Below are 23,393 nucleotides of genomic sequence, written 5' to 3'. Positions count from 1 at the left end.
CATGGTGCCTGAAAACCGTCGGCGCCCGGACCATGGCGCGGGGCGGGGGCTCCGCAGGGCCGAGATGCACGGGGCCGGTCTCACCGCTAGCCGCCGATATAGCTCATCTCCACCCGCCGCGCGCCACCCTGTGTGGTGTCCGCCGGCAGGCTGCTGCGCAGCTCCGAATAGCGGTCGCCGCGCTGTTGCCAGATGGGGGCGATGGCCGACGCGATCGCTTCGTCGCTGGCGCCGCCGCGCAGCAGGGTGCGCAGGTCGTAGCCCTCCGAGGCAAACAGGCACAGGTAGAGCTTGCCTTCGGTGGACAGGCGCGCGCGGTTGCAGTCGTGGCAGAAGGCCTGGGTCACGCTGCTGATCACACCCACCTCGCCCAGGGCGGGGTCGTACTGGCCTTGTGCGTTGGTGTAGCCCCAGCGCTCGGCGGTCTCGCCGGGGCTGCTGGGGTCGAGCTGCACCAGCGGCAGCTCGGCGCGCAGGCGTTCGATCAGCTCGGCCGAGGGCAGCACCTCGTCCATGCGCCAGCCGTTGGTGGCGCCCACGTCCATGTACTCGATGAAACGCAGCGTGGTGCCCGTGCCGCGAAAGTGGCGCGCCATGGGCAAGATTTCATGGTCGTTGGTGCCGCGCTTGACCACCATGTTGACCTTGATGTGCGACAGGCCCGCCGCGTGCGCGGCTTCGATGCCCGCCAGCACGTCGGCCACCGGAAAGTCCACATCGTTCATGCGGCGAAAGATCGTGTCGTCCAGTCCGTCCAGGCTCACGGTCACGCGGTTCAGGCCCGCATCCTTCAAGGCCTGGGCCTTGCGCGCCAGCAGCGACCCGTTGGTGGTGAGGGTGAGGTCGGGCGCCAGGCCGTCCACCGTGCGCAGCTGGGCCAGCTGGGCCACCAGCGCTTCCAGGTTCTTGCGCAGCAGGGGCTCGCCGCCGGTCAGGCGGATCTTGCGCACGCCGTGCGCCAGGAACAGCCGCGCCAGCCGGGTGATCTCCTCGAAGCTCAGCAAGGCACCGTGCGGCAGGTAGGGGTAGTCCTTGTCGAACACTTCCTTGGGCATGCAGTAGTTGCAGCGGAAGTTGCAGCGGTCCGTCACGCTGATGCGCAGGTCGCGCAGCGGGCGGCCCCGGGTGTCGGTGAGTTGGCCCGTGGGGGCCACCGGGTGCGTGGGCACCCGCGCCGCCAGTGCGGCGATGCGTTGGTCCACCAGGGGAATCACACGTTCGGCCATGGGGTGATTTTGCCGCAAGGGGCCCCGCAGAGGGGCAAGCCCCTGCGCGCGGAGTTGATCGCGGTCAAGTTCTGCCCCGGCGGCGGCGTGGCCCGCCTTTGACATGGCGCAGGGCGCTCTGGATGTTGCATTGCAACAATACGGCATCCGATTTCAGGGGATTCCCATGCCAGTTCGTGAGTTCTTCGCCGACGCCCTGCCATGCCAGCGCCGCGTGGCGGTTCAATGGGTGGCGGCGGGCATCCTGCTGCCCACCTGGGGCCACAGTGCCCAGGCGCAGATAGGGCTGTCGGGGGCCATCAACTATGCGGGCTGGTTCCGCGCCCTGTCGCAGCGGATGGCCAAGGCCTATTGCCAGCAGTACCTGCAGGTGCTGCCGGGGGCGGCGGTGGATGCGATGGGGCTGGCGCGCAAGATGGTGCAGTCGGGCAGCAGCGAACTGGCGCGGGGCCTGCAGTCGGGGCGCTGGCCGGCCGACGTGGGGCGCCAGCTGGAAGAAGTGCAAAAGCAGTTTGCCCTGCTCAACCAGTTGACCGCCGTGCCAGCCACCCAGACGGCGCTGGTGGTGGCGGCGTCCGACCAGGCCGACCGCACGCTGCTGGTTTCCCAGGCCGTGACCGAGTCGATCGAGAGGCTGGCGCAGGCCCCCAGCGCGCGGCTGGTGAACCTGGCGGGCCGCCAGCGCATGCTGTCGCAGCGCCTGGCCAAGAACTACTTTCTGCACGCGGCCAAGGTGGAGTCCAAGGTAGTGCAGGCGCAACTGGCCTCCGACGCCGCCGACTTCCGCCAGGCACTGCAGACGTTGAAGGCGGCGCCGGTGTCCACCCCCGCCATCCGCAACGAGCTGGAGCTGGCCGACTCGCAGTGGCTGTTCTTTGAATCGGCCCTGCGCCGCCCGGCCGATGACGTGGGGCTCAACGCCGTGGCCACCACCAGCGAGCGCCTGCTGGGCGTGATGGACAAGCTCACCAACCTGTACGAGGCAGCCCTGCGCGAGGTGCTGGGCTGAGCGTCCGGGGGCAATCCGGCCATCCGGCCCCCCATCAGCCGCTGCAGGCCGCGTGCTGCGTGAAGTCCGCCAGGCGGCAATCGCGCCCCACCAGCACCAGCCGGGTGTCCAGCGCGTCGAAGAATCCCGGGGGTGGTGGCAGGGGCAGGCGCTGCACGCGTTTGTGCGCGTCGATGCGCACCGCCGCCAGCTCATAGTCGCGCGCCAGGGCCATCCACAGGCCGTGGGCCCCGGCGGACTGGCGTGCCCCGGTCATGAGGCTGCGGCCCGAGTCCAGCCACCAGCGGTAGATGGCGGAGGCAATGCCCATGCGGCGGTAGCCGTCCACCACCTTGGTGTGGGGCGCGCGCAGGTGGCGGTCGGTGCGGCGGTCCACCTCGACCAGCCGGTTGAACACGGTGTAGGCCACGATGCGGTTGCGCTGCGGGTCGATGGCGTAGACAAAATACTCGCCGTCGGCTTCGCGCAGGCGCAACTCCAGCCCGTGCAGGCGCAGGGGCAGCGCGCGCATCGCCTCGCGGGTGCGGTGGTTGGTGCGGATGCGTTCGTGCAGTGCGTCGAACTCGCGCTGGATGTCGCGGCCCGACAGGTCCACGTCGATGCGCAGTTCGGTCAGCAGGTGGCCCAGCGCACCCAGCCAGCCCCGCCCGGCCGGGGCACAGGGGGCGATGCGGGGCGCGAGGTGCAAGGCGCAGGCCCCGGGCATCATGGCGTGTGCCCCGGGCCATCGGTCCAGCAGCCGCTCAGCAGGCGCGCGGGCTGCTCACGGGCGCACACCCGGGCGCTGTGGGGCCAGTCGGGCAGTGGCACCACCAGGCCGGCGTACACGCCATAGGCTTCACCCGCCGCGATGGTTTCCCCCGCCGACAGGCTTTCGCCCGCGCGGATGGCCCCTCCTGCGTGGATGCGCCCGCCCGCGCGGACGCCCGAGCCCACCTGCAGGTGGCCGCGGCAGTCCACGTCGCCCGCCACCTGCAGGCCGTGCGTGGCCTGCACGGCCGCGTCGCCGTGCAGGTGGCCGCCCACCTTGATGCCTCCGCCGCCGTCCAGGGCGCCTGCCACGCGCAGGTCCTGGCCCACGGTGCAGTGGCCGCCGATGTGGGCCGAGGCGCCAGCGTCCAGCTCGCCGCCCACGCGCAGGCCGCCTGTGCACTGCAGCCGCTGCGCCACCACCAGGGAGCCGCCCACGCGCGCATCGCCGTGCAGCCGCACGCTGCCCTCACAGCGCAGCGCGCCCGCGACGCGCAGGTCTTCTCCCACCCGCAGCGCACCGCCCACCCGCAGGCCGCCCAGCACGCTGAGGCTGCGGCCGGTGCGCAGCACACCGTCCACGTCGGCGCTGCCCTGGCACCGAACGCTGCCGGCGAACACCAGCGCGTCGGCCTCCAGATGGTCCACCTCCAGCACGTCGTTGGTGGGGCCGAACTGGTCGAGCATCCAGCAGGCGTCCTCCACCCGGCCTTCGCGCACCAGGTCGTCCAGCAGGGCCTGGTAGTTGCTGGCGCCCTCCTGGCGGCGCAGGTACCAGCGGTAGCCGTCGGCGCAGGGCCGTTTGGCGCGGATGAAGTGGCGGGTGATGTCGGTGGCGGCCGTCAGGCCGGCAGCGGCTCCGTCGGCGGGGTCGTGGCGCGCGGGGGGGCACGGGGCGAGCGATATCTCGCCGGAAGGGAACGGGGGCATCAACACTCCTCAAGGCTGCCCCGGGCCGTGGCCTGGGCGCAAGCAAGCGCCTGGGGGATGGGCCCGGCGACAGGAGGTGCGCGAAAGAACGTGGGGGAGAGGGTGTCGCCGGGCTCAGGAGTCTGCAGCAAGCGTGCAGACCCGGCGGTCGCCGGCCTGGAGGGTGGCTTGCGAGCGCGCGGCACGGCGCAGCGGCGCGGTGCCGCTGGGGGTCGTGACGGGAGAGGCGCTTGCAAACATGGATGGGCGGCACTATAGGCAGCTGCCCTGCAACCGTCAATCAATCCGCACCTCCCTGGTGCGGCTTGTGCCTGCGCGGGGCGGCCTCCGGCGGCCTTGCAGGTGGCGGGCGCCCGGGCGCGATCCCTTGCGAGACCGCCAGCAGGTGCCTACACGCAGCGCCCGCCGTCCACCTCGATGCACACGCCGCTGACGAAGGACGCCTCGTCGCTCGCCAGGTACAGCGCGGCGTTGGCCACGTCCAGCGCGGTGGAGAAGCGGCCCAGCGGAATGGTGGCCAGGAACTTGGCGCGGCGCGCCTCGTCCACCGGGCCGCCCGCGAACTCGGCGGCCAGGCCGGTGTCGGGGTTGAACACGGGGTTGATGCAGTTCACGCGGATGTTGTCGGGGCCCAGCTCGGCGGCCATGGACTTGCTGGTGATGATGACGGCGCCCTTGGAGCCGTTGTACCAGGTCAGGCCCGGGCGGGGGCGCAGGCCGGCGGTGGAGGCGATGTTGATGATGCTGCCGCCACCGGCCTTGCGCAATGCGGGCACGGCGTGGATGGCCGACAGGTAGATGCTCTTCATGTTGATGGCATAGACCTTGTCGAACTCGTCCTCGCTCACTTCGAGCATGGGGCGGTTGCGGTGCGTCCAGCCCGCGTTGTTCACCACCACGTCCAGGCGGCCGTACAGGCGCACGGCCTCGTCCACCATGGCCTTCACTTCGGCGGACTTCGTCACGTCGGCCTTGAAGAAAGCGGCCGTGCCGCCTGCCGCCGTGATCTCGGCCACCACGCGCTGGCCTCCTGCCTCGTTGATGTCATTGACGATGACCTTGCCGCCCTCCGCGGCCAGGCGCTTGGCGATGCCTTCGCCAATGCCGTTGCCGGCGCCGGTGACGATGATGGATTTGTTCTGCACACGCATGGGTGTCTCCGATGGGTTGTGGTGAGATATATCAAAATTGATAGCTGCCAGCGCTTATTCAACCAGCGCTAGAGCCCGATGGGGCTGAAACTTCAGTGGCAGGGGCCGTCGGGGCGGCCGGGGCGGGTGCCTTGGATTCCCGGCCATGGAACTGGGGGAAAAATTCCTTCACGCCGCTGCCGTTGAAGTCCCACCCCGTGCACTGGCCCAGGTGGCGCGGCGGCTCGTCGGGGTGGCTGGCGGCAAACACCGCAGGCACCGACTGGAAGGCCGCCGTGGCCAGGTTGAACAGCAGTTCGCGCAGGTGTGTGCAGCTTTCCACGCCGCCCAGGTGCTTCTGAATGGCCTGGCGCCAGCCGCGCGCCATGCTGCAGCCCACCATGCGCTGCAGCGCCGCCTGGGCCTCGGTGCAGCCTTTGAGCGGGTGCGAGTCCATGGACACGTCCACCGCCTGCACCACCAGCTGGCGGTTCACGGTCACGCGCAGCCACATGTGGTGGATGGCCTCACCCGCCAGGCGCGTGCGCGTCGGGTCGCGGTGCGAGGGGGCGTCGTAGGCCTTGCTGTCGTGCAGCTCGCCCTCGATGTCCCACAGGCCATCGTCGCGTTCAAAGCCCTGGTAGTTCACCCGGCGGACATGCTTCAGGGTGCGGGGGGCGGGGGGGCTCAGGGGCATGGAGGAAGAAAAATCGTCGTACAGAAGCAGCCGAGGTTAGCGGGGCCTGCCCGTGCCGTCGTGCGCGGGCGGGACACTGAGAACGTGTTCACGATCTCGCAGGGGATCGCGTTGGAGCGCAATCGGGATGAGTGGATGCTTCGGATGCGCCGCATGGGCTCATGCCCATGCAAGCAGCCGAGGCGCCCAATCGCCCGATTTCGCTCCAACCCTTCGGGCAGTGGTCTTTGCGGGCGGTCTGCGGCGTTGCGGCGCTTGCCAATAGCCGAGCTATTGGCTGCCCACCGCGCCTTGCATCCCATCCCGCAAAAACCACTGCGCGACCCCTGGGAGATCGTGAACACGTTCTAAGGCCTTCAACCGTACTTGATGGCGACGGTCTTCAAGGTGGTGAAGCCGTACAGCGCCTCAAAGCCCTTTTCGCGCCCGTAGCCGCTGGATTTGACGCCGCCAAACGGCAGCTCCACACCGCCCGCAGCGCCGTAGTTGTTGATGAACACCTGCCCGCTGTGCACGCGCTTGGCCATGCGGAACTGGCGCGCACCGTCGCGCGTCCAGATCCCGGCCACCAGGCCGAACTGCGTGGCGTTGGCGAGTTCCACCGCATGGTCCTCGTCCTGGAAGGCCATGGCCGACAGCACGGGGCCGAAGACTTCTTCCTGCGCCAGGCGGTGCTGCACAGGCACATCGCGCAGCAGCGTGGGGGCCTGGTAGTAGCCGGTCTCGGGGGCTTCGTCCACCACCACGCCCTGGGCCACCATGGGGATGCCGGCCACCTGCGCGTCGGACAGGAAGTCCCACACGCGCTGCTGCTGCGTCTGGCGGATCAGCGGGCCCACGTCCAGGTCCATGGCGGCAGGGCCCACGCGCAGCTTTTCAAACGCCTTGCCCAGGCGTTCGAGCAGGGGCTCATAGATCAGCGAGTCGATCAGCACGCGCGAGCCCGCCGAGCAGGTCTGCCCGGCGTTCTGCACGATGGCGTTGATGACCACGGGAATGGCGGCGTCCAGGTCGGCATCGGCAAAGATGATCTGCGGGCTCTTGCCGCCCAGCTCCAGCGTGACGGGGCAGTGGCGCTCTGCGGCCACCTGCTGGATCAGCGTGCCGATCTTGGGGCTGCCGGTGAAGCTGATGTGGTCGATGCCGGGGTGGCGCGCCAGCGCGTCGCCCACCTCGTGGCCGTAGCCGGTGACGATGTTCAGCGCGCCGGAGGGGAAGCCCACCTCGGCCGCCAGCTGCGCCACGCGGATCAGCGACAGGCAGGCGTCCTCGGCGGGCTTGACCACGCAGACGTTGCCCGCCGCCAGGGCGCCGCCCACGCTGCGGCCGAAGATCTGCATGGGGTAGTTCCAGGGGATGACGTGGCCCGTCACGCCGTGGGGTTCGCGCCAAGTCAGCACGCTGTAGCCGTCGGGGTAGGGAATTGTCTCGCCGTGGAACTTGTCGCACGCACCGGCGTAGAACTCGAAGTAGCGCGCCAGCGCAATGGCGTCGGCGCGTGCCTGCTTGGTGGGCTTGCCGCAGTCGCGCTGCTCCAGGGCCGTGAGTTCGTCGGCATGCTCCAGGATCTTGGCCGAGAGCTTTTGCAGCAGGCGGCCGCGCTCCACGGGCGCCATCTTCTGCCACACCGCGTGGTAGCACTGGCGCGCCGCATGCACCGCCGCATCGATGTCGTCGGCGTTGCTGCGCTGGATTTCGTCGAAGGTCTGGCCGTCGGACGGGTCGATCACGGGGATCGTGCGGCCCGAGGCGGACGGAACCGAGGCGTTGGCGATGTAGTTCAGTTGCATGGCCGTCATTTTGCCCGGAAATGGAATGTGTGCTTACTATTTGTATGAAAAATGGCTATGGCGCTTGATGGTAAAGCGCTGGTTGCTATATATTTAATAGTAATTCAATAGCAGGTGGCCCGCAGCGCCGCCAGGTCCAAGATCTCCACCTCGCCACGCTGCACGCGCACCAGGTGGCGCGACTCCAGGTCCTTGAGGATCTGGTTGGTGGTCTGGCGCGAGATGGCCAGCATCAGCGACAGCTGCTCCTGCGAGATGCCGATCACGCGGCGCGACTGGCCCTCGGCCGTCCACTGGCCGTAGCCCTCGGCCATCATCACCAGGCGGCGTGCCAGGCGCTGCGGGGCGGGCAGCAGCGCCAGTTCCTCCATGGCCACGAAGGCGGTGCGCAGCTTGTCGGTGAGCAGCAGGGCCAGCGCATGCCAGTGTTGCGGGTGGGCCTGCAGCCAGGCCTGCAGCCGTTCGTGCGGCACCTGCAGCAGCGTGCTGGCCTCGGCGGCATGGGCGTCGTGGGTGCGCGCCGAGCCGTCGAACACCGAGATCTCGCCAAACCAGTGCGGCGGCTCCAGCCGCGTGAGCAGCGCAGCGCGCGCCTCGTGCGCCCGCCCGCCCGTGCCCGAGATGCTGATGGCCCCGCGCACCACCGCGTACAGCCCGCAGGGCGCGTCGCCGCGCAGGAACAGCACCTCGCCCGGCTGCAACTGGCGCAGGTGGGCCATGGCGATCAGCGGCTGGGCAAAGTCCGGCGGCAGGTGGGCAAACCAGCGGCCGGACTGGAGAACGGGCAGGTAGGCGGCGGGGTGGGTCATGCGGGGAGGGCGGGGCGCGCGCGGGGCGGAAGGAAGGGGCTGGAGGGGAAGTGCTGAAGGGAAGGGGGCTTTTTGTCGTGTGTACGACAGACGTTGCGGCCCCTGCGGGGCGACCATTGATCCTGCTCAAAACAATACCAGGAGACACCCATGAAAACCCTGATCGACCACCTGGCCCAGTACGCCGACTACCACCGCGACCCGCGCAACATCCACACCCACTTCGTGGGCGTGCCGATGATCATGTTCGCGGTGGTGGTGCTGCTCTCGCGCCCCGCGTGGGCGGTGGGCGGCCTGCCCCTGACCCCGGCGCTGTTCTGCGCGCTGGCCAGCAGCGTCTTCTACCTGCGGCTCGACCTGCGTTTTGGCCTGGCCATGGCGGCGCTGCTGGCCGCGATGCTGGTGGTGGCGCAGTGGGTGGCGCTGCAGTCCATGGCCGTGTGGCTGGCCACGGGCGTCGGCCTGTTCGCCGTGGGCTGGGTGATCCAGTTCGTGGGCCACCATTACGAAGGCCGCAAGCCCGCGTTCGTGGACGACCTCGTGGGCCTGATCGTGGGCCCGCTGTTCGTGGTGGCCGAGTGGGCCTTCGCGCTGGGCCTGCGCAAGGAAGTGCAGGCCGCCATCGAACTGCGCAGCGGACCGGTGCGCCTGCGCACGGGCCAGGCGGCGGCCTAGGGGCACGCCGCTTTTTCCGCCCGCCTCGCTGTCCCTTTTTCCTTCTCTTTCTCTCTCTCCTTGTCGTCCGGTCGCGGCACTCCGCCCACGGCGCCCTTGTGGCGCCGTGGGCATCGCCGTTTCCACCCGCTTTGAACGGAGCACGGCCCTCTGCGGGCCGTGTGTGCACATGAGCTTTGTTTCCATCCTTCCCACCCTGCTGTTCATTGCGCTCGGGCTGGTCATGTTCGGTCTGGGCCTGTCGCTCACGGTGGGCGACTTCAGGCGCCTGCTGCAGCATCCGCGCGCGGTGCTGCTGGCCCTGGTGCTGCAGGTGCTGGTGCTGCCGGCGGCGTGCTACGCCCTCATCGTGCTGCTGGGCGTGGCCCCCGTCTACGCGGTGGGGCTGATGCTGCTGGCGGCATCGCCCGGCGGCGTGTCGGCCAACCTGTTCAGCCATCTGTTCGGCGGCAACGTGGCGATGAACATCTCGCTCACCGCCATCAACACCGTGCTGTCCATCGCGAGCCTGCCGCTCATCACCAACTGGGCCATCGACACCTTTGCCCGCACGGGCCAGGTGGTGCCGCTGCAGTTCGGCAAGGTGGTGGAGGTGATCGTCATCGTGCTGGTGCCCGTGGTGCTGGGCATGGCGGTGCACCGGCGCGCGCCGGCGTTCAGCGCACGCATGGAAAAGCCCATGAAGATCTTCAGCGCCGTGGTGCTGGCGGCGTTCGCGCTCATCGCCATCGCCAAGGAGTGGACGGCGCTCGTGGAGTCCTTTGCGGGCATCGGCCCGGCCGTGCTGCTGTTCAACGCCATCAGCCTCGCATCGGGCTACTACCTCGCACGCGCGGCGGGGCTGGACAAGTCCATGGCCACGGCGATCAGCTTCGAGATCGGCATCCACAATTCCACGCTCGCGATCTTCATCGCGCTGTCGGTGCTCGGCAACTTCCAGCTCGCGCTGCCCGCCGCCATCTACTCGGTCAGCATGTACCTCCTGGCCACGCTGTTCGGCATGCTGGTGCTGCGCCGCCCTGGCACGGCGGCCGCGGCCAAGGTGGCGTGAGCGCGATGCGGCCGCTGATGAAGAAGGCGCTGCTGGCCCTGGGGCTGCTGGCGGTGTTCGCGCTGGGCGCGCTGGCCTGGGCGCTGCAGCAGCACCCCTCGCTGCAGCCGTACGCGGATCTGCGCTGGAAGGTGCCCGCTGGCGGCGAGGCGCCGCCACCCGTCAAGGTGACCTTCCTGGGCGTTTCCACCGTGCTGCTGGACGATGGCGAGACGGCGCTGATGACGGACGGATTTTTCTCGCGCCCCGGCAAGCTGCAGACCTTCCTGGGCAAGGTGGAGCCCGACATGCAGGCCATCACGCAGGGCCTGCGGCGTGCCGGCCTGCCGGGCGAAACGGGCAGGCTGGCGGCGGTGATCCCCGTGCATTCGCACTACGACCACGCCATGGATGCGCCCGAGGTCGCGCGGCGCATGGGTGCGCTGCTGCTGGGCTCCGAGTCCACGGCCAACGTGGGGCGCGGCTGGGGCCTGGCCGAGGCGCAGATCCGCGTGGCGAAGCTGGGCGAGCCGCAGCGCTTTGGCCGCTTCACGGCGACGCTGTTCGCCAGCCGCCATGCGCCCACCGGCTTCACGGGGGGCGAGGTCACCGCCCCGCTGCACCCGCCGGTGCGTGCCAGCGACTACAAGGAGGGGCAAAGTTATGCCCTGCATGTGGAGCATGGCGGCAGGACGCTGCTCATCGTGGGCAGCGCGGGCTTCGAGCCTGGTGCGCTGCGCGGCGTGCAGGCCGACGTGGTGCTGCAGGGCATCGGCGCGCTGGGGCCCCGGCCCGAGAGCTACCGCGATGCGCTGTGGACCGAGGTGATCGCCGCCGTGGGCGCCCGGCGCGTCATTCCCATCCACTGGGACGACTTCTGGCAGCCTCCGGGCCGGCCCATGCAGCCCATGCCCCCGCCGCTCGATGCCTTCGATGTGTCCATGGCCTACCTGCGCGAGCGGGGCGCGCGCGACGGCGTGGATGTCCGCCTGCCGCTGGAGTGGCAGGCGATGGACGTGTGGGCCGGGCTGCCCGCGCGCCGTTGAGCGGTGAGGGGTGAGGGGTGAGGGGGCAGGGCGGCGGGCCCGGCGCGGCGTGGTGCTCAGACGGCTGGCAGGAGCCGGGGGCGGGTCTTGTACAGCAGCGCCGCCGTGGCCACCGCGCACAGCGCCACCAGCGCGCACAGGTGGGGCAGGGCGGCCGACAGCGGCGCGCCCAGCTGGTTGAGCCGCAGCGAGGCCTGCACGCCCGAGGTGCTGGGCAGCAGCCAGCGCAGCCACTGCAGCGGCTCGGGCAGGGCCTCCACGGGCCACGAGAAACCGGCCACGAACGCGATGGGCAGCGTGGTGAACAGCAGTACCTGCAGCGCGCGCTCGCGGTTGCCGAACCACAGCCCCAGCAGCGACCCCAGCGCGGCGATGGCGGGCACGTAGCAGGCCAGGAGCGCCAGCGCGCCCAGCGGGTTGCCGCCGCGCGGGTAGCCGTGCAGCACGAAGATCCAGCCAAAGTAGAACAGCCCGCTGGCCCAGCCCAGCGTGCTCAGCGCCAGCAGGCGGCCCAGCCAGGTGGTGGCGCTGGCGCGGTGCTCGCCGGCCTCCACCCAGGTGCCGGTGAGCAGGGCGGCGCCCATGAGCAGGGTCTGCTGCAGGATCAGCAGCGCCACGGCGGGCACCACGAAGCTGCCATAGCCCTCGATGGGATTGAAGAGCGCCACCATCTGCAGCTGCACCGGCGCGCGGCTGGCCGCGGCCTGCTGCGCGCTCTGGCCGCCGGCCTGCAGCTTGCGGATCTCGACCCCGGCGGACACCGTGCCCACCGCCTCGGCGAAGCCGTACTGCACGGCCTTGTTGAGCAGCGCATAGGCACCGTTGGCCTCGATGCTGACCACCGCGTTCTCGCCGCGCACCACGCTGCGCTTGAGGTTGGCGGGGATCAGCGCATAGCCTTCGATCTCGCCGCGCCACAGGGCCTCCTGCGCCTCGCGCTCGCTGCCCGTGACCAGGCGCACCTCGATGCGCGGGTCGGCGTCGGCAAAGCGCGTGATCTGGCGCGACAGGCTGCTGTGGTCCATGTCCACCACCGCCACGGGCACGCGGGTGAGCACCTCGTCGGCATAGAACCAGGGGTAGAAAAAACCGTAGAGCACGGGCGCGCCGATCAGCAGCAGCAGCACGCCCTTGTCGCGCGCCATGGTGGCCAGCGCCAGCAGCCAGGCGTGCAGCAGGCCCTGGGGGGCGGGGTTCGTGTGGACGTGCATGTCAGCGGCCTCCCCAGCTGGCGGGCTGGCCCGCGGCAAGGCTCAGCCCCATGGCGGCCACGAGCCAGAGCACGCCGGTGGCGATGAGCAGCGCCGCCATGGTGGACACGCTGGTGGCCAGCGGCGCGCCCATCTGCAACTGCTCGATCTGCAGCCGGATGTAGTGCGTGAATGGCATGGCCTCGGCCCAGGCGCGCGCGCTGGCGGGCATGCCCGCCAGGGGAAACGCCACGCCGCTGAACGCGAACGCCGGCGCCGCGAAGAACCCCGCGCCCGACAGCGCGGTGCGCAGCGAGCGCGTGAGGGCCGCCAGGGCCGCGCCCGCCGCCAACGACACGGCCATCAGCAGCGCCAGCGCGGCGGCCACCCAGGGCAGGCTGCCCGGCGGGTGCCAGCCCCGGCCCCAGGTGATGCCCGCCAGCGCCAGCAGGCCCACCAGCGTGAGCGTGGCCCAGGGCAGCACGAGCTTGCCCAGCAAGGCGCCTGCGACAGGGACGAAACGGCCTGTGCCCAGCCACTCGCCCAGGCTGCGGTCGCGCAGCTCGCGGCCCACCGTCCAGGCACCGGCCGTCATGGCCAGGATGTGCAGCAGCGCGGGGATCAGCGCCGCGCCCAGGAACTGCTCGTAGTTGCTCGACACGTTGAACAGCGCCACCAGCTGCGTGTGGATGGGCTCCATGCTCACGCGCACGGCTTGCGCGCTTTCGCCGCGCTTGTTGCGCGCGGCCATCTCGATGCCCGCCGACAGTGTGCCCACGGCGGCGCGCACGTCGCGCTGCAGCAGGCCCGAATGCGTGCCCATCTGCGCGTTGTGCAGCAGCGTGACCTGGGCGGCGCGGCCTTCCTTCACGGTGCGCGCGAAGTCGCGCGGGATGGTGACGACGGCATAGACCTCGAGGGCGCGCAGCGCGCGCTCCGCCTCGGCCGCGTTGGCGTGGTTCTGCGCGATGCGCACGCCCGGCGTGGCGTCGAGCATGCGCACCAGCTGGCGCGACAGGCTGGAGTGGTCCTCATCGACCACCCCCACGGGCAGGTGGCGCGGCAGGCCGGCCGAGAAAATCCACCACAGCAGCGCCACGGCCAGCAGCGGCACCCAGGTGACCATGGCCAGGTCCCAGGGGTCGGCCGCCAGGCGGCGGGCCTCGCGGCGAAAGCTGTTTACTATTGAATTCATAGCTGCTAGCGCTTATCTATCAAGCGCTGAAGGCAATTTTTACATCGATGATCCATTGCGCTTCACGGCCATCGCAGGGCGTGAAAGACGCGCGGCCCAGCCAGGGCAGCCGGACAAGGGCCGCCCCGCGGCGAGGGCTGCGTTCCCCTGCCCGCAACGCACAGCGTTGCGAGAGCCGGGGGGAAGCGCCGCAGGCGCTCAGGGGGTGTCGGTACATTTCACTGCACCAGCACCGTCATGCCGGGGCGCGCGCCCTCGATGGGCGCGGCGGGGCGGGCGCGCACCTCGAAGGTGCGGGCGTCGAAGCCCTGGCCCGCGCGCGTGGCGCGCCAGGTGGCGAAGTCGGGCAGGGCGCCGGTGTGGTAGACCTTGAACTTCACCGCCTTGTTGCCCAGGGCCGGCAGCGTGGCGTCGAACTCGCTGCCGATGGCAAAGCGCTGCAGGCGGTCCTCGCGCACGTTCAGCACCACCCACTGGTCCTTGAGGTCCACCACGGTGACCACGGCCACGCCCTGGGGAGAGAGTTCGCCGGTGCGGGCCAGCACCTTGGCCACTTCGCCCGCCACGGGGCTCTTGAGCTCGGTCTCGGCCTGGGCGGCCTCGACCTCGGCCACCACGCCCGCGACCTGGCGCGCCTGGGCGCTGGCGGCCGAGCGGTCTTCGGGGCGGGCGCCGGCGCGGGCCAGGTCGTACTGGGCCCTGGCGGCCAGCGCCTGGTCGCGCGATGCCTTGAAGTTGGCCTCGGCCTCGTCACGCTTTTGCGCGGCCACCAGGCCCTCGCGGGCCAGGCCGTCCACGCGCTTGAAGGAGGACTCGGCCAGGTCGGCGGCGGCCACGGCGCGCTGCCAGTTCAGCCGGGCCATTTCGATTTCCTGCGGGCGGGCGCCGTGCTGGGCCTTGTCGGCCACGGCCTGGGCGGCCTCCTGCGCGGCGGTGGCCTGGGCCAGCTTGGCCTTGACTTCGGGGCTGTCCATGCGGATCAGCGGCGCGCCCACGGCGATCTGGTCGCCTTCCTTCACCAGGATCTTCGCGATGCGCGCGGTCACCTTGGGAGCGATGTCGGCCTCCTGGGCCTCCATCTGGCCCTGGAAAAGCTCGGGTGCGGGCTGCGAGGCCTTCCACAGGCCAAAGCCCACGAAACCGGCCACGGCCACGACGGCCACGGTGCCGATCACGGCGGCCTTCTTGCTGTTGTTCTTGCTGTTGCTCATGTCATTCGCCTTCGTTCGTTTCGCCTTCGTTCATTCCAGCCGCACTGCATCGGCGCGCGCCATGTAGTTGCCAAAGTCTTCCGACAGGCCGCAGCTCTCCAGCAGGTCGGCCAGGGCCTTCACGTAGTCGTGCGCCGCCTGGGCGCGTTCAGTCTGGGCCTTGGCCTGGTTCACCTGCGCGTCGATCAGGTCCAGCGTGGTGCTGGTGCCGGCCTTCAGGCCCGCGGCGCGCAGGCGCAGCACCTCGTCGGCCAGTTCCAGGCTGGGGGCCATGGCCAGGAACTGGCGGCGGGCCTGCTCCACGCCCAGCCAGCGCTTTTCCACCAGCAGGGCGATGTCGTTCTGCGCCTGCGCGCCGGTGCGCTCGGCCTGCTCGATCTGGCGGTTGGACGACTCGGCCAGCGCATTGCGGTCGATCGAATCCCACAGCGTCCAGCGCACGCCCACGCCCGCCACCCAGTCGGCCTCCTTGCCGGTCTTGAGCTGGCGCTGGCCGAAGGCGAACACCTGGGGCTTGCGCAGTGCCTCCTGCGCGGCGTGCAGCTGCGTGGCCTGCTCCTTCTTGGCGGCCACCTTGGACAGGCCCGGGTGGCGCGCGAGCGCGGTGTCGATGAACTGCGGCAGGGGCTCGAGCGGCCCGTTCAGCACGAACAGCGGGCTGGTGGGCGTCACGCGCTCGCTGGCCTTGAGCGTGCGGGTCAAGGCGGTGGCGGCCAGCTCGGCGTCGTCGCGCGCCTTGCGGGCGTTGCGGCGGGCCTCTTCCAGGGCGGAGCGGGCCTGCAGGCGCTCCACGCGGGCGATCACGCCGGCGTCCAGCATCTTCTGCGCGGCCGCGTCGTGCTGCTCGATGGTGGCCAGGGCCGCCTCGCGCAGCGCGGCCGCCCGCTCGGCCAGCTGGGTGCCGAAGTAGCGCTGCACCAGCAGCGTGGTCGCTTCATGGCCCGTCCTGGCGGCGTCGGCCTCGGCCTCGTGGGTCTGCGCATCGAGCAGGCCGCGCGCCGCCTGGCTGGCGCCCCCCATGTAGATCGGCCAGACGGCCGAGACGGAGCTGGTGGTGTCGCTCTTGTGGCGGTTGAGCGTGTAGCTCGACGGCAGGTGTGGCAGCTGCGCCAGTGGGGCCGCCAGCTGTGGCGGCAGCTGCGACAGCACGCCGGGCAGCACGCGGTTGAGCGGGTTCAGGTCCACATCCAGGTTGGCGTTGTAGGCATAGGCCGCTCCGGTCAGGTTGACCACCGGGCCGCCCAGGCGCTGCATCGCATCGCGGCGCAGCCGTGCGCTCTCGATGGCGCTTTTCGAGGCGGCAAGCTGGTCGGAACGCTGGCCGAGCTGCTGCAGCGCGGCGTCGAACGCCATGGGTTGCGCATGTGCGGCCCCGGCGGCAAGCGCGAGGGGGACGGTGGCGATCAGGCACAGCAAAGCTTCGCCTGCCCGGCTCTTGCGCCGGTGCGTTCTGTTGGATGTCATGTTTCAGCTCGTCGTGGTCAGCGCCTGCCCCGGTGGCCGGGGGCAGGCCGCGCGGTGCAGGGCAGGTGGTTGGTTTGTAGCAGCACGGGGCTTGCGGGTCAAAGGGGCGGTGCGCGGTGGTCCGTTGCCGGCATCAGCGCGCGCCCACGGGGGTGAAGGCGTCGCTGTGTTCGGCCAGCCAGCGCGCGGACAGGTCGCTGCCGTGCTGGCCGGGATGGAAGTCGCGCCGCAGGTATTCGCGCCAGGGCCGCCACGTCTCGCGCACGAGGCCGCCCTTGCCAAACAGCGTGCGGGCGGCGCTGGCCCAGGTGCTCCACTTCCACAGCGTGCCGTCGCGGCGCAGGTTGCCCAGGGTCTGGCGCAGCACATCGCCCAGGAACACCAGGGTGATGCGGCGAAACCAGGTGATGCGCCATTCGTGGTTGCCGCCCAGGGCCTGGTACAGGTCGAAGGCCGTGTTCCGGTGCTCCGATTCTTCGGCGCAGTGCCATTGCCACATCGTGGCCAGGCGCGGCTCGGCGCCGGCGAGCGTTTCGGGGTGCGCCAGCAGCCATTCGGCCAGCAGGGCGGTGAAGTGCTCGTTGGCGGCGGTCACGGCCAGCGGGTGGCGCGGATCGGCATGGGCGAAAAGCTTCATGCGCTCCTGCGCGCGGGGAGCCCATTCGTTGACCAGGCCCTGCTTTTCCAGGTGGCCGTTGAACAGCGCGTGGATGCGGCGGTGCGTGGCCTCCTGGCCGATGAAGCCGCGCACTTCGTCCGCGAACCGCGCATGCTGTTCGGCCGGCAGGGCCTTGTGGCCGTCCTTCACGGCGTCGATGAAGAACTGCTCACCCACCGGAAAGCTCATCGACAGCGCATTGAAGAACGCCGAGCGAAACGCATCCCCCCCGCACCAGTGGCGCTCGAACGGGGTTTCAAGGTCGATCAGCAGGCGGCGGACAACAAGTTCGGTCATGGAAAACACTCCTTGGGAAGGCCGGGGAACAGGGCTGGTACTGGTAAGTACCAATGATCTGGATCATGCCTGCCAGGTGTGGTACTGTCAAGTACCCGCTGTGATTCCTGCCCCCATCCGCATGCCGACCCCTGACGCCGCCCCCTCCGCCCCGGCCCCCGAGCCCCGCGCCCGTCTGCTCGAGGGCATGGCCCGTGCGGTGGCCTCCAAAGGCTATGCCGACACCACCATCGCCGACATCGTGCGCGAGGCCAGCGTGTCGCGCCGCACGTTCTACGAGAACTTCGCCGACAAGGCCGAGTGCCTGATCGCTCTGTACGAGGTGGCCAGCGGCAATGCGATCGCGGTGCTGCGCGCGGCGATCGACCCGCACAGCGACTGGCAGGCGCAGGTGGAGCAGGCGATGGGTGCGTACTTCGGCGTGCTCACGCGCAACCCGGTGCTGCTGCGCACGCTGTTCATCGAGATCCTGGGCCTGGGCGCTCCGGGCCTGGGAGCGCGGCGGCGCGCCAACCAGCAACTGGCCGACCTGATGCTGGACGTGGTGAACAACCGCCCGGGCGAGCGCCTGCGCAAGACGCCGCTGCAGCCCACCATGGCCATGGCGGTCGTGGGCGGCATCAACGAGATGGTCCTGCAGGCGATCGAGCAGGAGCGGGCGGGCCAGTTGCAGGAGCTGGTGGAGCCCGCCGCAGCATTGCTGCGGGCCGCGATTTCGGCGGAATTCTGAGCGTGTTGCCGGCACGGGTGCCGCAGCCCGCGCCGCGAGCCGGTCACACCTCGTTGGCAATCTCGATCAGGTTTTCGTCCGGGTCGTAGATATAGACCGAGCGCAGCCTGTGGCGTGCGCCCGTTGCACCCACCGGGCCTTGCACGATGGCGACGCCTTCGGCCTGCAGGTGCGCGATGACATCGTCAAGCGGCATCCTGGTGAGAAAACACAGGTCGCCCGAGCCCGCAGTGGCATGGCGCACATTGGGGTCCACCACCGTGCCCACTTCGTGCAGGTTGATCTTTTGCGCGCCGAAGTGCAGCGCGTACCGACGGGGCTTGAACTCCCGCGCGATCATGCCCAGCACGCGCTCATAAAACGCAATGGTCTTGTCGATGCTGGCAACGGTGAGGACGACGTGGTCGATTGATTCCAGAGCGATGGGCATGGCGTGCGGCGGTGTGTCAAGCAGGCGGGTGATTGTGCTCCAGTGTCGCGGGCTGCAGCCACCGCTTGTTGGCCGCAAACACTGCCGTCAGCGCCAGCCCGGCCAGCAGCGCCATGAACCAGTGCGGGGGCGATAGCGGCGCAAACTTGAAAGCGCTGGCCAGCCCCGGCACGGTGGTGATCGCGGTCAGCGCCGCCAGCGTGCCCCCCGACACCCACAGGCTGACGGGGGTGAGGCCCGCCCACAGGCTGCGCCAGTTCAAGATGCCGGGGGTGTCGCTGCCGCGGCTGGGCAGGATGAGCGCTGCGTTCGCAGCCACCAGCACCACGAATGCGGCCGTGCTGGCAGTGGCGGCATGTGCCGGCTGGCCCAGGAGCCAGGCATACAGGCCCACCACGGCGGCGGTCACCACGCTGCCTTGCAACATGCTCAGCAGGAAGTGGCGTGCCGAGAGCAGGGGCTCGCCAGCCCCGCGCGGCGGCTGCTGCATGAGATCGGCAGCGCCTTCCTCGGCCTCGAACACGATCGAGCAGGCCGGGTCGATGACCAGTTCCAGAAACGCGATGTGCAGCGGCGCCAGCACCAGCGGCAGCCCGAGCAGCACCGGCAGCAGCGCCAGGCCAATGATGGGCACGTGCACCGCCAGCGTGTAGACCATGGCCTGGCGCAGGTTGGCAAAGGTCTGCCGCCCCCGATGAATCGCCAACACGATGGCTGCGAAATCGTCGTGCAGCAGCACCAGGGCTGCGGCCTCGCGCGCCACGTCGGTGCCGCGCTGTCCCATGGCGATGCCGATGTGGGCGGCCTTGAGGGCCGGGGCGTCGTTCACACCGTCGCCCGTCATGGCCACCACCTCGCCCTGGGCCTTGAGGGCTTCGACCAGCGCCAGTTTCTGGTGCGGCTTGATGCGGGCAAACACACTGACCTGCCGTACCTTGTCGGCCAGTACCTGTGGCGGCATCTGGGCCAGCTCATCGCCGGTGACCACGCTCTCATGGGCAATGCCCGCCTGGGCCGCAATGGCGCGGGCGGTGCGAGGGTGGTCGCCGGTGATCATCACCACGCGGATACCCGCCTGGCGGCATTGCGTGACGGCCTGGGGCACCTCGGGGCGCAGCGGGTCGGCCAGGGCCACCAGGCCCAGCCACTCAAAGTCAAAGTCGTGCTGAATGTCAGGCCAGGTGTCCTGTGCGCGGTGCCGGGCCTTGGCCACGCCCAGTACCCGCAGGCCCCGGTCGGCCAGGCGGGCGGCCTGGGCGCTGACGGCGGCGCGTTCGGCGTCGGGCAGGTGGCAGAGGTCCGCCACGGCTTCGGGCGCGCCCTTGGTGGCCACGGTGTCGTGCGCCGAGGTGCCGTCGCGCCACAGGTGGCTCATGGCCAGCAGCCGGGGCGACAGCTCGTATTCGCGCGCCAGCGACCATGTGGGGTGCAAATGATCAGTGCCCAGCAGATGGTCGCCCGCCATGCGGTGAAAGGCCTGCTCCATCGGGTCGTGCGGTTCGATCTCGCTGGCCAGCACGGCGTATTCCAGCAGTTCGTGGAAAACCTCCGGCAGCGCCGTGCCGCCTGCTGCTGCGCGCAGGTTCTGTACATCCAGCTCTTGGCCGGCGATGCACAGCGCCGCCACGGCCATGCGGTTTTGCGTGAGGGTGCCGGTCTTGTCCACGCACAGCACGGTGGTCTGCCCCAGCGTTTCGATGGCGTTGAGCCGCCGCGTCAGCACCTGCTGTGCCGCCAGCCGCCGCGCGGCCAGGGCGAGGAAGACGATCATGATCACGGGCAGCTCTTGCGGCAGGATGCCCATGGCCAGCGTGATACCCGCCAGCACGGCCTGCAGCGCGTCGCCGCGCAGCGCCCAGAACAGGGCCACCAGCAGCGCGCACAGCGACAGCCCGATGAGCACCAGCTTGTGCGTGAGTTGCGCCATTTCCTCGCGCAGCGGCGAGGCCTGCAGCGCAATGGTGTCGAGCGACTGGCCAATGCGCCCCAGCTCGGTGTGGCGCCCCACGGCCGTGACCCGAACCAGGCCCTGGCCGCCGACCACCAGCGTGCCCGCAAACACCTTGTCGGCAGTTTGCTTGGCCACGGGCTCGGATTCACCGGTCAGCATCGATTCGTTGGTGGCCAGCTCGTGGGCCTGCAGCAGCGTGCCGTCGGCAGGGATGCGGTCGCCTTCGGCAATCATCAGCAGGTCTTCGCGCACCACGTCGCGGCCCGCAATGCGCACCAGGGTGCCGCCGCGCAGCGCCTGCGCGCGGGGGCTGGAGAGGTCGCGCAGGGCGCTCAGCGCGTTGTCGGTGCGGCGCTCCTGCAGCACCGTGATCGCCATGATGATGACCACAAAGCCCAGCAGGATCATCGCCTCGTGCGCGTCGCCCATGGCGAGGTAGATGGCGCCTGCGCCCAGCAGCAGCAGGAACATGGGCTCGGTGACCACGTCCCGGGCCATGTCGCGCAGCGTGCGGCGCTGGCTGATGCCCAGTTCGTTGGGGCCTTCTTCACGCAGGCGTTGGGCGGCCAGGGCCGGGTCGAGGCCGGTGGGGGAGTCTGGGGTGGGCATGGGGGCGTGGGGCAGCGTTGTACAGAGGGCTGCAACGGTGCAACTGTTATACCGCGTGCAGGTGTCTGCATCCCTGACGCAGCGCAGTGCGCCGCACCCGATCCGCCTTCATCACACCTCGCACATCACAAAGTCCGCTTTGCCGACATTGCACTCGGGGCAGCGCCAGTCCTCAGGCACGTCGGCCCAGCAGGTGCCGGGCGCCAACCCGTCTTCGGGCCTGCCAGCGGCTTCGTCATGGATCCACCCGCAGACGACGCACATGTAGATTTTCATGGGATGGTTTCCTTCGGTGGTGGTTGCCGTGGCTCAGTCGTCCTCGTGGTACTGCTGGCGCTGGGCAGATGTGCTGCCGGCGGTCCAGCCGCTGGGTGACTGCTGCCATTGCCAGGCGCCGAAGGCCAGGGCTGCGATCAGCAGCAGGGCGGCCAGCCAGGCACGGTTCTTGGGGACCAGGTCTGGCCCCTTGCCCTCCACCCGGCCGGTCAGCATGGGCATTGCCTGGTTCTTGCGCCGCAGGACGCTCAAGCCTGCAATCAGTGCGATGTGAGCCAGCACCACCAAGAGCAAGGCGTTTCCAACAAACTCATGCACTTCTTCTATCCAGTCGCCACCCAGCGCTTCGCCCCAGTCGTTGTACGTGGCATAGCCGCTGAGCGTGAGGGGCACGACCAGCGCCAGCAGCAAGACGATGGCCAGCGCCATCAGCAGGTTCTGGCCCTGGCGCCAGTTGATCCCTGCGATCGACGTGGCCTGGGGCAGGGGGCGCAGCCATGCCGGGGCCCCCGCCAGCTTGCGCCACAGCAGGCCCAGGCCCGATGTGCGTGGCCCGAAGATGCCGTACAGCAAGCGAAAGCCCAGCAGGCCCGCCATGGTGTAGCCCAGCGTGACGTGCAGCAGCCGCCAGTGTTCACCGTCGGCCGTGGCGTAGGCCCCCGCAAAGCACAGTGCGAACAGCCAGTGGAACATGCGCGTGGGCGCATCGGTCACCCGGCGGCCGGAGGCCTTGGCAGGGGCTGGCTGCGCCGTGGTGCTGGCAGGGTGAAGGGACGGGGTGTTGTTCATCGTGTTCTCCTGGTGGGGACGCCGAAGGTTTCTGTCCGTGGCGGTCAGTCGTTCCATGCGCGGCGCGATCGGGCATCGAGCCCCGCCGGCATGCGCAGGTTGTGTTCGTCAAACCGCCCCTGGTCCGCGCCCGTGTGGCAGGCCGCGCAGTTGGCGGCGCTTTTCACGCTGGCGAGCTTCCAGGTGGCGGGGGCAATCCTTCGGTGCTTGCGTTCAAACCACGTCGAGCGGGTGATGCGGTCCTCCGTGGGCTCCTCGTTCACGCGCTTGTAGGTACCTGCGTGGGCCTGCAGCCACTGGTTGAGCTGGCGCACGGCGGCCGCGTCCAGCGATGCGTCGGTGCCGTAGTGTTTGTCGAGGCCCGTCATCACGCGGTTCCACGATGCGGCGGGCAGCAGACCGGGTGGGTAGGCGGTGTGGCAGGCCGCGCATTCCTGCGTGTAGGCGGCGGGCATGTTGCGGGGCATGGCCCTCCCGCCGTCCGCACGGGCGCTGGAGAGCGACAGCAGGGTCAGCGCGCACACGGCGGCGGCCATGGCCGCCGGGCGGAGGGGAACAGATTTCTTCATGATGCGATGGCCTCAGGGCTTGAGAGCGTTGAGGTAGGCCAGCACATCGGCCTTCTCGATCGCTGTGCATTCGCGGCTCAGCACGTCGTTGCAGTTGCGGCGAAACCACTTGTCGATCTTGGCCGTGTCGGTGAAGGCCCTGGGGTTGAAGGCGGGGGCCAGGGGTGCGATCGACTTGCCGGTGCTGGCATGTTTGCCCTGCGTGGTGGGTGGCGTGCCGTGGCACGAGGCGCAAGACCACTCGCCGCCATGTCGGGTGGTGAAGAACACCTTGCCCTTGTCGGCGTGGCCCGGGCTGCCGGCCTGTGCGCTCCAGTGCGCGAGCTGCCGGGCGGCGGTGGTGTCTGCGGCGTGGCTGATGTTGGTGGCCGCCATTGCGCAGAGCGCAGTCAGTGCCAGGGTGCGGAGGGCGGGCATTGTGTTGTCCTTGTGGGTTGTTTCGTGTGCAGCCATTGTTGAAATGGCTGCCTGAACGGGGCGTGAAAGGGCTGTTCATCGGCCGTTCAGACACCGCACAGGACAATGCACCCATGGTTTCCATCCCCTACTGTGCCTCCACAAGCTGCCGGGTTGCGCGCCTGGACGTGGCGGCGTGTGTGCTGTGGGCCGCTGCGCTGGCTACGCCACACGCTCTGGCCAGCGGCAAGGAAGACCACGACCGCGCCCGGCAGGCCGTGCAGGCGGGCCAGGTGCTGCCGTTGCCCGTGGTGCTGGAGCGTCTGCAGCGCGAAGTGCCCGGCCAGGTGCTGGAAGTGGAGCTGGAGCAGGAGCAGGATCGCTGGATTTACGAGATCAAGCTGCTCACACCTGCGGGGCAGTTGACCAAGGTCAAGCTGGATGCGCGAACGGCCGAGGTATTGCGCATCAAATCGCGCGACGATCAACGCACCGGCCGAGAGCATCGGCAAGAGCGGCCTCGCAATTAGCCATCC

At 69.8% G+C, this 23,393-nt stretch carries 24 protein-coding genes; 6 read left to right on the top strand and 18 right to left on the bottom strand.

Going from position 1 to position 23,393, the window contains the following annotated elements; all coding sequences use genetic code 11:
• Positions 1-86: 86 nt before the first annotated feature.
• Complete coding sequence (moaA, locus tag ACAM51_RS03755) at positions 87-1,226, bottom strand: GTP 3',8-cyclase MoaA (protein ID WP_218297635.1); 1,140 nt, start codon at positions 1,224-1,226, stop codon at positions 87-89.
• Between the two features lie 166 nt (positions 1,227-1,392).
• Here moaA and ACAM51_RS03750 point away from each other — a divergent pair, with 166 nt between their 5' ends.
• Positions 1,393-2,235 carry a type IV pili methyl-accepting chemotaxis transducer N-terminal domain-containing protein gene (locus ACAM51_RS03750; protein ID WP_369642773.1) on the top strand — a complete coding sequence of 281 codons (843 nt, stop codon included), beginning with the start codon at positions 1,393-1,395 and terminating at the stop codon, positions 2,233-2,235.
• A 34-nt stretch (positions 2,236-2,269) separates the two neighbouring features.
• Here ACAM51_RS03750 and ACAM51_RS03745 read toward each other — a convergent pair whose 3' ends face one another.
• The 6 genes from ACAM51_RS03745 to ACAM51_RS03720 form a co-directional block, all read right to left on the bottom strand.
• Positions 2,270-2,923 (bottom strand): hypothetical protein, encoded by a 654-nt coding sequence (locus ACAM51_RS03745; protein WP_369642772.1) that lies wholly within the window; start codon positions 2,921-2,923, stop codon positions 2,270-2,272.
• Positions 2,924-2,940: 17 nt separating this feature from the next.
• Positions 2,941-3,915 (bottom strand): hypothetical protein, encoded by a 975-nt coding sequence (locus tag ACAM51_RS03740; RefSeq protein WP_369642771.1) that lies wholly within the window; start codon positions 3,913-3,915, stop codon positions 2,941-2,943.
• Between the two features lie 389 nt (positions 3,916-4,304).
• On the bottom strand, positions 4,305-5,066 hold the full coding sequence (locus ACAM51_RS03735) for an SDR family oxidoreductase (protein WP_369642770.1): 762 nt from the start codon (positions 5,064-5,066) through the stop codon (positions 4,305-4,307).
• 58 nt (positions 5,067-5,124) lie between these two features.
• The gene (locus ACAM51_RS03730; RefSeq protein WP_218341621.1) at positions 5,125-5,742 is read right to left on the bottom strand and encodes a DUF2889 domain-containing protein; all 618 of its coding nucleotides are present in this window, start codon (positions 5,740-5,742) and stop codon (positions 5,125-5,127) included.
• A gap of 356 nt (positions 5,743-6,098) precedes the next feature.
• Positions 6,099-7,532, bottom strand: coding sequence for an aldehyde dehydrogenase family protein (locus tag ACAM51_RS03725; RefSeq protein WP_218297629.1), 1,434 nt, complete (start codon positions 7,530-7,532; stop codon positions 6,099-6,101).
• Positions 7,533-7,636: 104 nt separating this feature from the next.
• The gene (locus tag ACAM51_RS03720) at positions 7,637-8,341 is read right to left on the bottom strand and encodes a Crp/Fnr family transcriptional regulator (RefSeq protein WP_218341623.1); all 705 of its coding nucleotides are present in this window, start codon (positions 8,339-8,341) and stop codon (positions 7,637-7,639) included.
• A gap of 150 nt (positions 8,342-8,491) precedes the next feature.
• Here ACAM51_RS03720 and ACAM51_RS03715 point away from each other — a divergent pair, with 150 nt between their 5' ends.
• From ACAM51_RS03715 to ACAM51_RS03705, 3 genes are all read left to right on the top strand, one after another.
• Complete coding sequence (locus ACAM51_RS03715) at positions 8,492-9,016, top strand: DUF962 domain-containing protein (protein ID WP_369642769.1); 525 nt, start codon at positions 8,492-8,494, stop codon at positions 9,014-9,016.
• Positions 9,017-9,185: 169 nt separating this feature from the next.
• Positions 9,186-10,067 (top strand): bile acid:sodium symporter family protein, encoded by an 882-nt coding sequence (locus ACAM51_RS03710; RefSeq protein WP_218341624.1) that lies wholly within the window; start codon positions 9,186-9,188, stop codon positions 10,065-10,067.
• Between the two features lie 5 nt (positions 10,068-10,072).
• Positions 10,073-11,092 (top strand): MBL fold metallo-hydrolase, encoded by a 1,020-nt coding sequence (locus ACAM51_RS03705; protein ID WP_369643759.1) that lies wholly within the window; start codon positions 10,073-10,075, stop codon positions 11,090-11,092.
• A gap of 56 nt (positions 11,093-11,148) precedes the next feature.
• Here the strand turns inward: ACAM51_RS03705 and ACAM51_RS03700 are convergent, their stop codons facing one another.
• The 5 genes from ACAM51_RS03700 to ACAM51_RS03680 form a co-directional block, all read right to left on the bottom strand.
• A complete protein-coding gene (locus tag ACAM51_RS03700; RefSeq protein ID WP_369642768.1) occupies positions 11,149-12,303 on the bottom strand; it encodes an ABC transporter permease in 1,155 nt (384 codons plus the stop codon).
• 1 nt (position 12,304) lies between these two features.
• Positions 12,305-13,477 (bottom strand): ABC transporter permease, encoded by a 1,173-nt coding sequence (locus tag ACAM51_RS03695; RefSeq protein ID WP_369642767.1) that lies wholly within the window; start codon positions 13,475-13,477, stop codon positions 12,305-12,307.
• A gap of 218 nt (positions 13,478-13,695) precedes the next feature.
• Positions 13,696-14,688, bottom strand: coding sequence for an HlyD family secretion protein (locus ACAM51_RS03690; protein WP_369642766.1), 993 nt, complete (start codon positions 14,686-14,688; stop codon positions 13,696-13,698).
• 30 nt (positions 14,689-14,718) lie between these two features.
• Complete coding sequence (locus ACAM51_RS03685; protein ID WP_218297621.1) at positions 14,719-16,152, bottom strand: TolC family protein; 1,434 nt, start codon at positions 16,150-16,152, stop codon at positions 14,719-14,721.
• A 133-nt stretch (positions 16,153-16,285) separates the two neighbouring features.
• On the bottom strand, positions 16,286-17,107 hold the full coding sequence (locus ACAM51_RS03680; protein ID WP_369642765.1) for a metal-dependent hydrolase: 822 nt from the start codon (positions 17,105-17,107) through the stop codon (positions 16,286-16,288).
• 121 nt (positions 17,108-17,228) lie between these two features.
• Here ACAM51_RS03680 and ACAM51_RS03675 point away from each other — a divergent pair, with 121 nt between their 5' ends.
• Positions 17,229-17,837, top strand: coding sequence for a TetR/AcrR family transcriptional regulator (locus tag ACAM51_RS03675; protein ID WP_218297619.1), 609 nt, complete (start codon positions 17,229-17,231; stop codon positions 17,835-17,837).
• Between the two features lie 43 nt (positions 17,838-17,880).
• Here ACAM51_RS03675 and ACAM51_RS03670 read toward each other — a convergent pair whose 3' ends face one another.
• From ACAM51_RS03670 to ACAM51_RS03645, 6 genes are all read right to left on the bottom strand, one after another.
• Positions 17,881-18,267: a VOC family protein gene (locus tag ACAM51_RS03670; protein WP_218297618.1), complete on the bottom strand. Its 387-nt coding sequence runs from the start codon at positions 18,265-18,267 to the stop codon at positions 17,881-17,883.
• 16 nt (positions 18,268-18,283) lie between these two features.
• Complete coding sequence (locus ACAM51_RS03665) at positions 18,284-20,827, bottom strand: cation-translocating P-type ATPase (protein WP_369642764.1); 2,544 nt, start codon at positions 20,825-20,827, stop codon at positions 18,284-18,286.
• 111 nt (positions 20,828-20,938) lie between these two features.
• Complete coding sequence (locus tag ACAM51_RS03660; RefSeq protein WP_369642763.1) at positions 20,939-21,103, bottom strand: rubredoxin; 165 nt, start codon at positions 21,101-21,103, stop codon at positions 20,939-20,941.
• A 33-nt stretch (positions 21,104-21,136) separates the two neighbouring features.
• On the bottom strand, positions 21,137-21,892 hold the full coding sequence (locus tag ACAM51_RS03655; protein ID WP_369642762.1) for a cytochrome b/b6 domain-containing protein: 756 nt from the start codon (positions 21,890-21,892) through the stop codon (positions 21,137-21,139).
• Between the two features lie 44 nt (positions 21,893-21,936).
• Positions 21,937-22,461: a diheme cytochrome c gene (locus ACAM51_RS03650; RefSeq protein WP_369642761.1), complete on the bottom strand. Its 525-nt coding sequence runs from the start codon at positions 22,459-22,461 to the stop codon at positions 21,937-21,939.
• A 12-nt stretch (positions 22,462-22,473) separates the two neighbouring features.
• Positions 22,474-22,878 (bottom strand): DUF1924 domain-containing protein, encoded by a 405-nt coding sequence (locus ACAM51_RS03645; protein WP_218297613.1) that lies wholly within the window; start codon positions 22,876-22,878, stop codon positions 22,474-22,476.
• A 113-nt stretch (positions 22,879-22,991) separates the two neighbouring features.
• On the opposite strand from ACAM51_RS03645, the gene ACAM51_RS03640 reads away from it, so the two are divergent.
• The gene (locus ACAM51_RS03640; protein WP_369642760.1) at positions 22,992-23,387 is read left to right on the top strand and encodes a PepSY domain-containing protein; all 396 of its coding nucleotides are present in this window, start codon (positions 22,992-22,994) and stop codon (positions 23,385-23,387) included.
• Positions 23,388-23,393 lie beyond the last annotated feature (6 nt).

It is taken from the genome of Acidovorax sp. A79, from assembly GCF_041154505.1.
Taxonomy (GTDB): Bacteria; Pseudomonadota; Gammaproteobacteria; order Burkholderiales; family Burkholderiaceae_C; genus Acidovorax.
The sequence above is the reverse complement of the archived record's forward strand: the minus strand, read 5'-3'. Positions and strand labels throughout refer to the sequence as shown.

Coding starts and splice junctions, on each gene's coding strand:
- ACAM51_RS03715 (WP_369642769.1), top strand. CDS start 8,492: ATGAAAACCCTGATCGACCACCTGGCCCAGTACGCCGACTACCACCGC.
- moaA (WP_218297635.1), bottom strand. CDS start 1,226: ATGGCCGAACGTGTGATTCCCCTGGTGGACCAACGCATCGCCGCACTG.
- ACAM51_RS03735 (WP_369642770.1), bottom strand. CDS start 5,066: ATGCGTGTGCAGAACAAATCCATCATCGTCACCGGCGCCGGCAACGGC.
- ACAM51_RS03740 (WP_369642771.1), bottom strand. CDS start 3,915: ATGCCCCCGTTCCCTTCCGGCGAGATATCGCTCGCCCCGTGCCCCCCC.
- ACAM51_RS03650 (WP_369642761.1), bottom strand. CDS start 22,461: ATGAAGAAATCTGTTCCCCTCCGCCCGGCGGCCATGGCCGCCGCCGTG.
- ACAM51_RS03655 (WP_369642762.1), bottom strand. CDS start 21,892: ATGAACAACACCCCGTCCCTTCACCCTGCCAGCACCACGGCGCAGCCA.
- ACAM51_RS03730 (WP_218341621.1), bottom strand. CDS start 5,742: ATGCCCCTGAGCCCCCCCGCCCCCCGCACCCTGAAGCATGTCCGCCGG.
- ACAM51_RS03670 (WP_218297618.1), bottom strand. CDS start 18,267: ATGCCCATCGCTCTGGAATCAATCGACCACGTCGTCCTCACCGTTGCC.
- ACAM51_RS03665 (WP_369642764.1), bottom strand. CDS start 20,827: ATGCCCACCCCAGACTCCCCCACCGGCCTCGACCCGGCCCTGGCCGCC.
- ACAM51_RS03705 (WP_369643759.1), top strand. CDS start 10,073: ATGCGGCCGCTGATGAAGAAGGCGCTGCTGGCCCTGGGGCTGCTGGCG.
- ACAM51_RS03685 (WP_218297621.1), bottom strand. CDS start 16,152: ATGACATCCAACAGAACGCACCGGCGCAAGAGCCGGGCAGGCGAAGCT.
- ACAM51_RS03640 (WP_369642760.1), top strand. CDS start 22,992: ATGGTTTCCATCCCCTACTGTGCCTCCACAAGCTGCCGGGTTGCGCGC.
- ACAM51_RS03660 (WP_369642763.1), bottom strand. CDS start 21,103: ATGAAAATCTACATGTGCGTCGTCTGCGGGTGGATCCATGACGAAGCC.
- ACAM51_RS03720 (WP_218341623.1), bottom strand. CDS start 8,341: ATGACCCACCCCGCCGCCTACCTGCCCGTTCTCCAGTCCGGCCGCTGG.
- ACAM51_RS03680 (WP_369642765.1), bottom strand. CDS start 17,107: ATGACCGAACTTGTTGTCCGCCGCCTGCTGATCGACCTTGAAACCCCG.
- ACAM51_RS03700 (WP_369642768.1), bottom strand. CDS start 12,303: ATGCACGTCCACACGAACCCCGCCCCCCAGGGCCTGCTGCACGCCTGG.
- ACAM51_RS03750 (WP_369642773.1), top strand. CDS start 1,393: ATGCCAGTTCGTGAGTTCTTCGCCGACGCCCTGCCATGCCAGCGCCGC.
- ACAM51_RS03675 (WP_218297619.1), top strand. CDS start 17,229: ATGCCGACCCCTGACGCCGCCCCCTCCGCCCCGGCCCCCGAGCCCCGC.
- ACAM51_RS03645 (WP_218297613.1), bottom strand. CDS start 22,878: ATGCCCGCCCTCCGCACCCTGGCACTGACTGCGCTCTGCGCAATGGCG.
- ACAM51_RS03725 (WP_218297629.1), bottom strand. CDS start 7,532: ATGCAACTGAACTACATCGCCAACGCCTCGGTTCCGTCCGCCTCGGGC.
- ACAM51_RS03710 (WP_218341624.1), top strand. CDS start 9,186: ATGAGCTTTGTTTCCATCCTTCCCACCCTGCTGTTCATTGCGCTCGGG.
- ACAM51_RS03690 (WP_369642766.1), bottom strand. CDS start 14,688: ATGAGCAACAGCAAGAACAACAGCAAGAAGGCCGCCGTGATCGGCACC.
- ACAM51_RS03695 (WP_369642767.1), bottom strand. CDS start 13,477: ATGAATTCAATAGTAAACAGCTTTCGCCGCGAGGCCCGCCGCCTGGCG.